Origin of the sequence: Streptomyces sp. NBC_00461, from assembly GCF_036013935.1 — a bacterium.
Taxonomy (GTDB): Bacteria; Actinomycetota; Actinomycetes; order Streptomycetales; family Streptomycetaceae; genus Streptomyces.
In genome coordinates, this window is record NZ_CP107902.1 from 1203898 (window position 1) to 1216244 (window position 12347).

A 12347-nucleotide genomic window follows, 5' to 3' on the forward strand; every position below is an offset into this window, starting at 1 on the left:
GGAAATCTCCCCCTTTGACCTCTGCCATCCCCGTCGGCGACGCGTACCCGTACCTGCGGGCCGCCAGCGCCGGTATCCGCCACCACGCCCGCGCCCTCACCCCACGCACCCAGCACACCGCTTCACCCGCGGATCGCGTGCACCTCGACGTGCTGCACGCCCATCTGACCGCACTGCACCACCTGCTCGACCAGCTCGCCGAATCCACCCGTCCGCCGCATCCCGCCGCCGGCCGCCATCTCGCCACCGCGCACACCCGGCTGTGGCAGTCCGCCGCCGCGGTGCACGACGCCTTCCACCTCCTGCCCGCCGCGGATGAGACCCCGACGGACACGGAATGCCGCCCCGAGCGGCTGCCCGAGGGTCCACCCGTCCTGACCATCTGCCAGCGCCACCTCGCCGCAGGTCACGTCGTCCGCCGCAAGACCACGCCCAGCGACCTGAACACCCCGCTGCACGGCCACACCACCACCTGCAGCCAGTAACCCCCGCACCCCGAAAGGCCCTGAATGCGCAACCTGAAGCGCTCCACCTCCGCCGCCGTCGCCCTCGCCGCGCTCGCCGGCACCGCCGCCCTGGCCACGGCCACTCCGGTATCCGCCGCCAGCTACCACTGCAAGACCAGCAGCTACAGCGTCGACGACCCGAGCTATAACGGCCCCGACTCCGACAACTGGGACTTCGACGTGACGCTGTGCGCCATGCGGTCCGGCGGCTACATCTACACCACCGCCACTGTGTACTGGGACGGCCCGTACACGGCCAAGAACCGCAGCACCCTGACCTTCAACAAGGCCAAGTTCCAGCTCCAGACCAAGCGGAGCGTCAGCGGCACGGACCCGGTCGTGAAGTCCGGCGCCTACACCGGCCTGGAGCACGCGCTCGAACACAGCAGCGGCAACGGCAACGGCTCCTACTCGACCGGAACCCTCAAGTCCAAGGCGGGCTCCGGCCGTTACCTCGCCGACGGCTACATCCAGCTGGACTGGTCGGGCGACGGCAAGAGCTATCGCAGCCCGATTCTGTTCACCGCTTCGCCGGTCGTCTGACCCCCGCGCCGCGTCCAGACCGCCGTCACGTGAAAGCCGCCCCGTCATGAGCCACCGGCCTGCGCGCCGAGCCCGCCGCGCCAGCGCCAGCCCCCTGTTCACCCCGCACGGCACCGATCGCGCGTCTCGCAAGGCTGCCCGCCGGCAGCTCGCCGAGGCCGCCGCGAAGGCTCGCCTCGAAGCAGCCGCCCACACCAGCGGCGCTGGCGTAGCAGAACAGGAGATGCCGGCGCCCCTCTTCCCACCCGCCGGGCGACCCGGCCCCGCGTCCTCCCGCAACAACAGGCTCAAGCTGCCCGCCCACCGCATGACCACGGCTACCGCGAGCGGGGCGTACCCGTTTCTCGCCGAAGGCGGCCTCGGCGCCGAGGGCATCTACATCGGCCGCGACGTCCACGCCGAAGCCAGTTTCTGCTTCGACCCGTTCGCGCTGTACGGCAAGGTCGAGGGCTTCACCAACCCCAACGTGCTCCTTGCCGGGGTGATCGGGCAGGGCAAGTCGGCGCTGGCCAAGTCCTTCGCGTTGAGGTCGATCGCCTTCGGGTACCGGGTCTACGTCCCGTGTGATCCGAAGGGGGAATGGACGCCCGTGGCGCAGGCGCTGGGCGGTACCTCCATCGCGCTCGGGCCGGGCCTGCCCGGAAAGCTGAACCCTCTGGACGCGGCACCGCGGCCCAACAGCGTCTCCGAGGCCGACTGGGCTGGCGAGATCCGAAAGCGCCGCCTGCTGCTGCTCGGCTCGCTGGCCCGCACCGTGCTCGGTCGGGACCTGCTGCCGATGGAGCACACCGGCCTCGACGTCGCGCTGGATGCCGTCGTCACCCGCGCCGCCGCCACCGGTCGCACCCCGCTGCTCGGCGACATCGCCGCCACCCTCAACAACCCCGACGAACTCGATGTGGCCGGCGGCATCATGTCCGGCCGCCTCGGCGACGCCTCCCGCGACCTGGCCCACGCCATGCGCAGGCTGGTCCACGGCGACCTCGCCGGGATGTTCGACGCCCCGAGCACGGTGGCCTTCGATCCCAACTCGCCGATGCTCACCATCGACCTGTCCCGCCTGGGCGGATCCGGCGACGACACCGCCTTGGTCTTGGCGATGACCTGCGCGTCCGCGTGGATGGAATCCGCACTGTCCGACCCGAACGGCGGCCGGCGCTGGATCGTCTACGACGAAGCCTGGCGCCTGATGCGCCACCCCGGCCTCCTGCAGCGCATGCAGTCCCAGTGGAAGCTGAGCCGCGGACTCGGCATCGCGAACCTGATGGTGATCCACCGGCTGTCTGACCTGCTCACCGCGGGCGACGCCGGCTCCCGCGGTCGAGCCCTCGCCGAAGGTCTGCTCGCCGACTGCTCCACCCGCATCGTCTACCGGCAGGAGACCGACCAACTCCATGCCGCAGCAGCCCTGCTGGGCCTGACCTCGGTGGAGACCGACGCGATCTCCCACCTCAACCGAGGCCGAGGCTTGTGGAAGGTCGCGGGGCGCAGCTTCATCGTGCAGCACCTCCTGCACCCCCACGAACTGGCGCTCTTCGACACCGACGCCCGCATGCACTGACCCCCCGCTCACCTCGCGTTTCGACGACCGACAGGAGCCTTCCCATGTCCGCCTTCACCCCACGCCGACGTCACCGGGCCGCGGTTTCCGGCTCCGCCCTCCTGGCAGCCACCGCCCTGGTAGCCGGATGCGGCACCACCACCGAGGCCACTGACACCACCTCCGTCAGCGTCTCCCCGGCACCTCGCACCCCTACGCCTGCCGCCACGCACCCGGTTCACGGGCTGGACGGCACGTGGCGGCCGATCAACTCCGACAGCCCCATCGCCTCGCTGACCATTTCCGGCACCGCCGTCACCACGACCGGCACCCTCGCCTGCCCCGGCACTCTCGCCGAGACCACCACGGAAACACCCGTGCTCACCCTGCACTGCACGACACCGGACTCGGACCGCGCCCGGGGCACACTCAAGCTCAAGCCGGACGGATCCGCGCTGGTCATCAACTGGGACGGCCCTCAGTGGGGCGGCGTACTCGACAGCCTGCGCCGCGTCTGACCACATACCCGCCGCAGAGAACCCGAGGAGCCCATGCCCCCGACTCGCACCGACCTGTCCGCCTTCGCCGCCGCGCTCGCCGAACGCCTGCCCGGCACCTGGACGAGCGAGTACCACCGCCACCCCACCTACCAGGACCAGTTCCCCACCATCGAACGGCTCTGGGACGCCGGCCACGTCGACTACATCGTCAGCCAGTACGTCCTCGGTCATGACGCCGTCCTGAACGGCCCCGATGGAGAGCAGCTCTACGTCACCGACCGGCCCCTGTACCGCCACCAGTTCGTGGTGGCCCCACTGGAGCCCGAGGGCTTCAAGACCCACCAGCCCGGTACGTGAGCCGAACGGCATCGCCGTCCCCAACGATCCGGCCCGCGCCACCGCCGCAGTCACCCGACGCGTGCTGCCCCGTTACCGGGCGGCCCTGGACGCGGTCCGTCACAACGCCTTCAGCCAGCCCGAGCCTCCGCACCGCCAGCCCGCGCCCGAGGTCGCCCAGACTCTCACGCTGGTCTGGTACCCGGACGGCGTGGTGGGAGCACCGTACGACTCGGTTCCTGAAGAGGCACGCATGACGCTGTTCGGCTGCAACTTCCAGTACAGGCCGAATGAGTTCGCCTTCGTGCTGCCGGCCTCCTACAGCTCCAAGGAGCGCGCCCTGCTGGTCCAGCTCGCCGCCCAGCGGCTCACACTCCAGGGCATCGGGGTCAACTTCCGCCGCGCCGCTCCCCTCCCGCCTCCTACTGCGGCATCAGCAGCCGCGAGCAAGATGCTGCCGATGGTGTCCTCCTCCCCGAAATCCACTTCCCGCCGGTAGAACCCGGTCCCCGCATCAAGGAGTTGCCACTGTCCGATCCCGACCAGCGGATGCTGCTGCACGACGTGGCCGACCGGCTCAACACCGTTGCCGACCACCTTCCGCTCCCCGACCAGATCCGCCCGGATCCGGCCCTGAGCGAGATCCTGGACGACGAAGTCCGTCACCTGGCCCGCCTGCTGGGATTCCTGGCCGGCGAGAGCGCCTTCCGCCATCGCGCCGCCGCCCGCTCCTCGGGCCGGCCCACGGCCACGGTGCGCCGCACGACCCTCGCGCTCGCGAGCGCCGCCGAACCCACCGGGCTCGCGCTCGCCGCCCTCAGCGCCGCAGTTCATCACCTCGGCCATCTCGCCGACCTCGCACACCAAGCCCCTGGCCCCGCCCGCGACCGGGCGATCACCACCAAGCACCAACGGCTCGAAGACCGCCTCGGCGACAGCCGCATCTACCTCGCCCGCGCCGCGAAGCACCTGCGCACCGCTGCCGACACCCGCACACCATCGGCCGCAACCCCCATGCCCTCCCAGCCGTCGGCCGCCCCAACCCCATCCCGATCCCGCTGATCCCCTCCCCCGGAGCGCCCCCATCCCCTCGCACACCCCCGCCCGCCGCGCCGCCCTGCTGCTCACCACGCTCGCGACCGTCACCCTCACCGCGTCCGCCTGCACAACCTCCGACACCAGCAGCCACGACGCCACGACGAAGGCCACCCGCACCGCCTCCCCCGCACCGGCCGCCGTACCAGCGCTGACGAAGCAGACGGCCCTCGCCCAGATCACCAACTACTCGAAGATCAACAACGAGGCCAACGCCGACAACGACCGCACGCTCCTCGACAGCATCGAGGACGGCCCGCTGTACGCCATGTCCGTGGCGGACTACAAGGAGGACGAGGGCCTGCCCAAGGCCGACCGTAAGCCGTACAAGCCGTGGTCGTACGACACCGCCAACGCCAAGCTGTACATCCCGCGCTTCACCGCCGGCCAAGAACGCTGGTTCGCCGCCGCGCTCTCCGGCCAGAAGGGCAAGGATCCGAGCCGACTTGCGGTCTTCGCCGAGCAGCCGGAGCACAAGCAGTGGGAGATGGTCTCCGTCATCGACCTCGACGACAAGACACTGCCGGACATCGCCCTCGACCAGCACGGCTACGCCACCGCAGTCGCCGCCGACGGCAACCAGCAGCTCGCCGCCGATGCCGACCTGCTGCGCACCGCGGTGATCGACAACTTCGCGACCGGCGGGGTGAACACCGGCACCAAGGTCTTCACCCCGACCACGGCGAGCAAGCAGCAGATCAAGGTCCACGACAAGACGACCAAGAAGTACGGGAAGTTGGGCACCACCGTCTTCGCCGGGGCAGCCAACCGCTACAAGGACGCCTACGCGCTCAAGACCACCGACGGTGGGGCGCTGATCCTGTTCGCCCACACCCACACGCAGACCGACGCCATCGCGCACTCCGGGCTGCAGATCAACCCCGGCAAGGACGACCGCGCCTGGCTCCACGACATCCCGCGCACCTCGGTCACGTACACGTTCGTCTGCTCCGACGCTGCCACCGTGCCGGCCAAGGCCGCCCCGTCCCGCCTCATCGGCTACACGTGCGCCCGCACCGACGCCTCCGGGCCGCCCGTCACCTCCGCACTGACGACCCGCTCGTAACCGCGGCCCGGCTCCACGCCCCGAGGAATTCCTTGTCCCTGCCCCACCCCGACTTCGACCTGTACGACAACGTCGGTCGTACCGGCGCGCAGATCAAAGGCCACCGCGGCAACCGGCCCACCACCGACGACCTGCACCGCTGGGCCGCCCACGACGCCAAGCAGTTCACCGACGGCCTCACGATCGAGGACGCCGGGCAGAGCGTCATCGCCTGGACCCGCCGGCTGTACCAAGTGCGCACGACCGCCGAGTTCCAGGCCGTCGCCACCGCCGTCCTCGGCGACGGACACAGCGCTCTGAGCGAGCTGCACCAGTTCCTTGAGACGGCCGCCGAGTGGTGCGAGCGCAACCACGAACCGAAGATCGCCGAACGGTACCGCCGGCACGCCGAGCAGCTGTCCGAACTCGGAGACGAACTCAGCTACTTGACCGACGACCACCTCGCCGACACCTACCGGCGCACGCACCCGTCAGCCCCGGCACAGCCCACGAGCAGCCCCGCGGCGGCACCCGCGCCACCGGCCGCGCCCGCACGCCGCCCCTCCCGCTGACCCGCCCCGTCGACAGGAAGACTCTCTGTCCACTCGTTCTGTCATCGCCCGCCCCACCGCCACCGGCTACGCCGGGACGTACGTCCACTGGGACGGCTACCCCAGCCATCACCTGCCGCTGCTGCTCACCGCGCACCAGCACCGGTTCGCCGGCGACACCGAGTCCCTGGCCACGTACCTCATCGACGACGCGCCAGAAGGCTGGTCCTCCCTCGGCACCGACCTCCTCGACGGAGCGCCCGACGCCCTGCGCGACCGCCTCGCCGCCGGCCACGACCGGCCCGGCAAGCGATACCCGGCCCGGCCGACCGTGCCGCCTCTGATCTACACGGAGCGGACGGCGTCCCGCCTGAACTGGGGATACGTCCTCCACCCGCACGGCATCGAAGTGATCGGCCTGCTGGCGTACGACCGCGGACCTGTCGTCGAGTGGGACACCGACCCGCGCAGCCGCATCGTCGCCGATCCCGGTGCATGGAACCCGGATTCTCCGGCGCCGGTCGTGCCGCCACGTACCGCCCCGCGCCTGTCCACCACTGCTCCTGCATCGGCGCCGACGCCCCGCAAGGCCGCCCGCCGATAGCCCCGGCAGCCCGCACCGTCCCCACCGAAGCGCGCCCGGAGAAGCCCCTGTCGCCGCACCCTCACCCTAAGATCACCGTGGTCATCGCCACCCAACTCCGCCCGGAGCGACTGGCGTTCCTCACCGCCATGCACGCGAGCCTGTGCCGCCAGAGCGTCCCGTGGGAGGCCGTCGTCGCCCTCGACGGCGCCGACCCCACCCGGCTGCCCGCCGCGCTCGCCGCCGACCCCCGCATCCGCACCCTCGCCCTGCCGCGCCCGGTCGGCGCGGCCTGCGCCCGCAACTTCGCCCTCAACGAAGTGCGCACCGAGTATGTCCAATGGGCTGACGACGATGACGAGTTCACCGACTGGGCCATGGCGCTGCGGCTGCGCACGCTGGAGGAGACCGGGGTGGGCTGGTGTGCCGGATACAGCCAGGACCTGCACGCGGACGGGTCCACGACCCTGTGGCGGTGCCCGACGCCGCCCGGCCGGCATGAGGCCGGGGACGTATGGCGGTACTGGAAGGACCCGGCCGACACCATCCCGCTCGGCCCGACCACTCTCCTGGCCCGAACCGACCTGGTGCGCGCGGCCCCCATGGGCGGTCTCGTACAGGGCGAGGATTACTGCGCTCTCGCGATCACCTGCCTCGCCCCGGGAATCCTGCTGCCCGTTCCGGTCTACCGGTACCGCAAGCACGCCGCGCAGATGACCGCGCAGGACTCCTACGACGAGTTGGAGGGAAAGGCGCGGGTCTTCGCCCACCAGTTCGGAGCCAGCCTGCACGCCGCAGCGCGCGCTCTCCGCGATTCCGCCTCCTCCGCCGCGTAGCTGAGGCGCCCCGTTTCGCGCCCGCTCCCCGATACCACCTGAAGAACCATGCGCCCAACGACCCCGACCAGGACAGTCCCCGACCGCTCAAAGAAAGGATTCGCCTCTGTCTGACCACTTCCGCCTCGGCGCCCATCCCGACCACGGCTTCGTGGCCGCCGCCACCGCGAACATCCCCGCGCACCTGGCCGACTGGTTCCTGGTCCGTGAACAGTTCGAGCCGGTCCCCGAGACCCCGGGCCTGTACCGGCTCACCCACCCCCAGCAGGACGGGGTCCGCCGTACCCGCCAGGCCGTCCTCGACCTTCGCCGACACGGCTACGAGGTGCAGGCCGACTACCCCCTCGACCCCGCCCTCACCTCCGGCCCACCGCAACCGGCCGTGCGCAACAAGCTGATGGAGCGACGCAACCCCATCGCGCAGGCAGCGGCCACCCGCTCCCCGCAAAGGCTCACCGCCCCGACAGCCACCCTCCCTGAGTTTGTGCCGCAGACCGCCGCTGTGCCCGTGGGCGACCGAGCACAGACAGCCGGAAAGGGGCGGAGCCGATGAGCGACGAAGCGATCCGCATCACCCGCGGCCTGGGCGGCGAAGTCGAAGTCGATGGCCCGGTCGATGCCTTCGCCGCGAGCGTCCTGGCCCGTGCTGGATTCGACACCTATCCCACGCTGCGCGGCGTGTGGATCCGGTTGCCGTTCGACCTGGGCCGCACCTGGGAGAACGAACACGCCACCTGGGCTGCGGAGATGCTCACCGCCGCCCGCTACAGCGTCGACCTCGACCCTGACCTGTGCCCCACTCCGGCCGCAGCCTCCGCACCGCCGACGCTGCGCCGCACGAAGACCGCCATGACCGCGCAGCCCTCGCCCGCCGGCACCCCGCGGCGGCCACGGCGCTGACCCAGCGTCCCAAAACGAAAGCCCGCTGCCCTGACTTCCTCCGCCGAGATCACCCTGCACCTCGCCGCCGGCAACACGATCGTCGCGCTCCCCAGCGGGGAGCGGCACCGGTGGGCCACCACCGCCCTGGAACTGGCGGGATTCACCCGGCACCAGGACGAGGTCCACCGGCTGGGCCTCGACAACCACTCCCAAGCACGCGAGGCGCTCACCCAGCTCCACCAGACGGCCCGCGACTGCCAGACCAAGGTCATCACCAGTGAGCGTCCCTATCTCGGCGACATCGCGTATGTCGTCGCCGAGGGCCTTCCCGGTCCGTGGGAGGTGGACATCGAGCACTACCCGGACGGCAACATCCCCACCCACCTGCTGGACTGGGTGTGGGAGGCCGGCCCCATGCTGTCCCCGCTTGTGAAGTACCGCAACTCAGGTGCGGCGATCCTCCGCGACGGCGGCGGCACCGAACTCCTCCTGGCCGAACGCCCGTGGGATGGCCAGTACCTGGTCGCCGCCCTGCTTCCCGCCCCTGACCACCTCCACGTGATCGGCGCAGGGCCACGCACTGTCGCCGCCCCCACCGCCCATGCAGTCGCTGCAGAGGTGCGTTCACGCCTCCTGCCGGAATTCGAGCAGCTGGTGAACCTCGCGCGGCTGCGCGAAGTGCAGGGAGACCTGAACTGGTTGCGGGACGACGTCGAGCCCGGCACCGTGCCTTACCCGTACCCCGCGGACCTGGACGCCGCATTGGAGCGTTTCCTCACCCACGCGCCCTACCTGATCGCGGCAAGTCGTCGCGACGGCGCCAAGCCCCTGGCCGCGCAGGATGCGAAGGTTCTCGACCGCTTCGAGACCCTCCTCGCCTCCGTGACGCAGTCCAGCGACGACGCCGGAAGCGGGCTCGAACCGGGCGGCACCGATGAGGCCATGGCGGTGTGGCTCGAGTCCGGCGAGGCCCTGGTCGCGGTGGTCCGCAGCGCCACCGTCGCGTCGTCCCAGGGACCTTCCCGCCCCACCGTCTCGACCAGCACGCCGCCGAAACCGCCCGCGCCCGCTGCCGCCACCGGGCGGACCCGCTGACCGTCCACCACTGCCGCCTTGCCGAGGCCACTGCCCGGGGTGCTAGCACCCCGCCCAGGTCGCGCCGAACGCCCGGAACACACCGAACCACCCCTGACAATAAGGAGATTCGCCCTCATATGGCCGTCCGAACGACGTGGAACATCGTCCACAGCTGTGGACACGAAATCTCGCATGATCTTTCCAACCGCCCCGCCGACCGGCGGGCCGGATTCGCCCGCTGGCTGGAGGGACGCGACTGCACCGACTGCTGGAAGGCCGCCCGCGACGAGGACGGCGCCGGCAAGGAGGAGTGGCTGGCCGCCAGGCGGGCGGAGGAACAGCAGGCCGCCACCGAGTGGGCCGAGAGGTTCGACATGCCGACGCTCGAAGGACCCGAGAAGGCTCTCGCCTGGGGTGAGCGCTCCCGCCACCAGCTCGTCACGACTGCGTACAGCGCGCTGGTGACCGAAGGCAGCTGGGACGAGGCCGACTGGGCTGCCCTGGAGGACACGATCCGCACCGTCACCCGCGTTGGGTGGTGGATCGATCAGCGCGACGCCGAGGGCACTGACCTGCCCGAACTCCTGGATGCCGCCACCAGCGACGACACCGGAACCGAGAATCCGTTCCGGTAGACACAGGGTCTTATACCCGACGATCACCGGTTACCGAAACCGGGGATCGTCCGGATCCTTGTTCCTCCCACCGCCTCCCCTGCGCGTGATTGTGGAAGGAACCCCTGCTGTGCCCGATGCCGTTTTCCGCCATCCGCATGCCCCAGGTGACGTCGTCACCCCCGAACGGGACATCACCCACCAGCACTTCCGGCCCGGCGACCAGGTCGTCATCCTCAAGGGCACCTCCGGCAGTGAGCTGTGGGGAGACGCCTACAAGGTCGTCACGCCCTCGTGGCACACGCCGACCGACGAGGACGGGTGGCGGCTGTACGACCCGGCCGGCGGCGAGCGCACGTACCTCACCGCTCACCCGCGCTACCTCGTCCATCTCTCCAGCCGCTGCCCGGACTGCCTCATCTACCAGCAGGCGCTGCGCACTTACCTCGTCCCACGCCTGGCCGGCGCCGAACAGGACGTCGACTGCGGCTGGTACTCGGTCAACCACCTCAATCAGGTGGTGCACGTCGCCGACGCCCGAGGCGGGCGATGACCCCCAGCCCCGAGCGCAACGCGGCCCTGGCTCGCGTGGCTTCGATCGCCATCGAGACGGTCGCCGGTACCCAGTGGCCAATGCGCCTGGCCGAGGCCCTGCGTGATCTGGACGCGACGTGGCAGGAGTCAGCCGAGGTGTGCGCTGACGTCGCCTGGCAAGCCCGCGCCGCCGGGAACAGTGCGCTGGTACTTCTCGACCCTGAGCACGTCACCGACCCCGGCCCCGGCCCGGTCATCTGTCGGGCGTACCGGCACCTCTACCTGAGCGCCCTGCGCTACGACTTCCGGTGCCGCTCAATCGAATCCCTCCTGAACCAGGTGCCGTTGAGCGTGCTGAATGCGGACCCGTACAGCTGGGCGCTGTACGCCTTCGCGCGCCTGGGCCAGTCCCGCTCGGATGGCCTGGCCGTGATGGAACAGGTCCTCGCCACCGCATCGGATCACCCCAAGACTGCAGGTCCTGCTGCACGGAGTGTGGCTGGGCGGTCTGCTTCCCGGCCGCGCGGACGCGCTGCTCGCCCTCGTGGACCGGCTGCCCGAGGGCGGTGGAGACGATCCCGATCGCGCAGTTCCGCAAGGCTTCGGCGCTGCGCGCGCTGGGCCAGTACCGCCAGGCGCGCACGGCCATCGAGCGCGCCCTGGAACTCCTGCCGCCGGGCAACCTGGCCGTCCACTCCAACATGGTGCGCGAGCACACCCTGATCACCGCCGCGCACGACCTGACCCAACTCGCCCGTAGGCGCCGAAAGCCCACCTCCCAATGATCATCCGTATCCATCCACGCGACATTAGCCCCAGCGGGCCGTTTGCCGAAGCCCTCGGCCGCTCGGTCAGCGACCAAGAGGGCCTGACCGAGCACACGGTGGTCGCCCACTGGCCGGGGCTGGACTATTGCACGCTCGACGACGAGCAGAAGTCCTGGACGTCCGCCGAGTGGGCCGAGCACCTGGACGACCCCAGCTGGCAGCACGCCTTCGCGGTCTGTGCGCAGGACGACCGACGGGCCATCTGGCACGCGGATGTGCGCCTGCACGCCTGCGACCGCGACCTCACCGGCCCCGAGTGGTCCGAGATCGCCCACCGGATCGCCCGCATCGCGGGCATCCAGCGGCCGGGGGACGACCACGGCTGCCGCTGGATCGCCGTCCAGGCACAGCCCGGCCGCCTCGACCTGCTCGCCAACCTCATCCGCCCGGACGACACCTGGACCACGCAGCCACACCGGCTGTTTCCGCTTCTGGCAGCCGAGTGCCGACGTATCGAGGCCGAGCTGGACCTCCGTTCTCCCCTCCTCGGCCCTGATCCTGGGCAGACCGCCCGCTTCTCGGAGCGCTCCACCGCGGCGGGCGACGGCGCTTCACCAGGCGCTGCCGACGCCACCACTCAACTCGCCGGGCTGCTGCGCCAGCTCGCCGACGAGAACACTGGTCCGCTCGCGACCGTGCGCGGCCTCGTCGAGCACGCAGCCCACCGTCTCGATCGCCTCCCGCATGCCTACGGCCCGGCCGCAGGACACCAACTGGAGCTGATCGCCCGCCGCTTGTACGGCGTCCAGCAGGATCTCGACGCGACCGCTGCCGCCCTGCCCGCTACCGCACGGCCGGTGCCCCTCTCGACCCGGATGACCGCCGCGCCTCCCACGCCCGGCACCCGGCTGACCCACTGACCCGACAGAAAGAACAGC

The 12347-nt window shown here is 70.8% G+C and carries 18 protein-coding genes; all 18 read left to right on the forward strand.

The window, feature by feature from the left end:
• Positions 1–14: 14 nt before the first annotated feature.
• Positions 15–485, forward strand: coding sequence for a DUF6238 family protein (locus tag OG870_RS05955; RefSeq protein WP_327690712.1), 471 nt, complete (start codon positions 15–17; stop codon positions 483–485).
• 24 nt (positions 486–509) lie between these two features.
• Complete coding sequence (locus tag OG870_RS05960) at positions 510–1049, forward strand: hypothetical protein (protein WP_327690713.1); 540 nt, start codon at positions 510–512, stop codon at positions 1047–1049.
• 46 nt (positions 1050–1095) lie between these two features.
• Positions 1096–2610, forward strand: a complete 1515-nt coding sequence (locus tag OG870_RS05965) for an ATP-binding protein (RefSeq protein ID WP_033530967.1) — start codon at positions 1096–1098, stop codon at positions 2608–2610.
• 44 nt (positions 2611–2654) lie between these two features.
• Positions 2655–3107 (forward strand): hypothetical protein, encoded by a 453-nt coding sequence (locus OG870_RS05970; RefSeq protein WP_327690714.1) that lies wholly within the window; start codon positions 2655–2657, stop codon positions 3105–3107.
• Positions 3108–3140: 33 nt separating this feature from the next.
• A complete protein-coding gene (locus tag OG870_RS05975; RefSeq protein WP_327690715.1) occupies positions 3141–3446 on the forward strand; it encodes a hypothetical protein in 306 nt (101 codons plus the stop codon).
• A 61-nt stretch (positions 3447–3507) separates the two neighbouring features.
• Positions 3508–3924, forward strand: a complete 417-nt coding sequence (locus OG870_RS05980) for a hypothetical protein (protein WP_327690716.1) — start codon at positions 3508–3510, stop codon at positions 3922–3924.
• Positions 3925–3947: 23 nt separating this feature from the next.
• The gene (locus OG870_RS05985) at positions 3948–4487 is read left to right on the forward strand and encodes a hypothetical protein (protein ID WP_327690717.1); all 540 of its coding nucleotides are present in this window, start codon (positions 3948–3950) and stop codon (positions 4485–4487) included.
• Positions 4488–4788: 301 nt separating this feature from the next.
• Positions 4789–5586, forward strand: a complete 798-nt coding sequence (locus OG870_RS05990) for a hypothetical protein (protein WP_327690718.1) — start codon at positions 4789–4791, stop codon at positions 5584–5586.
• 32 nt (positions 5587–5618) lie between these two features.
• Entirely contained in the window at positions 5619–6137 is a 519-nt protein-coding gene (locus OG870_RS05995) for a hypothetical protein (RefSeq protein ID WP_327690719.1), read from the forward strand.
• Positions 6138–6447: 310 nt separating this feature from the next.
• A complete protein-coding gene (locus tag OG870_RS06000) occupies positions 6448–6720 on the forward strand; it encodes a hypothetical protein (protein WP_327690720.1) in 273 nt (90 codons plus the stop codon).
• Between the two features lie 77 nt (positions 6721–6797).
• On the forward strand, positions 6798–7535 hold the full coding sequence (locus OG870_RS06005) for a glycosyltransferase family 2 protein (protein WP_266586577.1): 738 nt from the start codon (positions 6798–6800) through the stop codon (positions 7533–7535).
• A 151-nt stretch (positions 7536–7686) separates the two neighbouring features.
• The gene (locus tag OG870_RS06010) at positions 7687–8088 is read left to right on the forward strand and encodes a hypothetical protein (RefSeq protein WP_327690721.1); all 402 of its coding nucleotides are present in this window, start codon (positions 7687–7689) and stop codon (positions 8086–8088) included.
• A complete protein-coding gene (locus tag OG870_RS06015) occupies positions 8085–8435 on the forward strand; it encodes a hypothetical protein (protein ID WP_266586575.1) in 351 nt (116 codons plus the stop codon). The genes OG870_RS06010 and OG870_RS06015 overlap by 4 nt, the downstream gene beginning before the upstream one ends.
• Positions 8436–8759: 324 nt before the next feature.
• Positions 8760–9512, forward strand: a complete 753-nt coding sequence (locus OG870_RS06020; RefSeq protein WP_266586573.1) for a hypothetical protein — start codon at positions 8760–8762, stop codon at positions 9510–9512.
• Positions 9513–9631: 119 nt separating this feature from the next.
• Complete coding sequence (locus tag OG870_RS06025) at positions 9632–10129, forward strand: hypothetical protein (RefSeq protein WP_269654463.1); 498 nt, start codon at positions 9632–9634, stop codon at positions 10127–10129.
• Positions 10130–10238: 109 nt separating this feature from the next.
• Positions 10239–10661 (forward strand): hypothetical protein, encoded by a 423-nt coding sequence (locus tag OG870_RS06030; protein WP_266586569.1) that lies wholly within the window; start codon positions 10239–10241, stop codon positions 10659–10661.
• Between the two features lie 547 nt (positions 10662–11208).
• On the forward strand, positions 11209–11427 hold the full coding sequence (locus tag OG870_RS06035) for a tetratricopeptide repeat protein (RefSeq protein ID WP_266586567.1): 219 nt from the start codon (positions 11209–11211) through the stop codon (positions 11425–11427).
• On the forward strand, positions 11424–12329 hold the full coding sequence (locus OG870_RS06040) for a hypothetical protein (protein ID WP_327690722.1): 906 nt from the start codon (positions 11424–11426) through the stop codon (positions 12327–12329). The genes OG870_RS06035 and OG870_RS06040 overlap by 4 nt, the downstream gene beginning before the upstream one ends.
• Positions 12330–12347 lie beyond the last annotated feature (18 nt).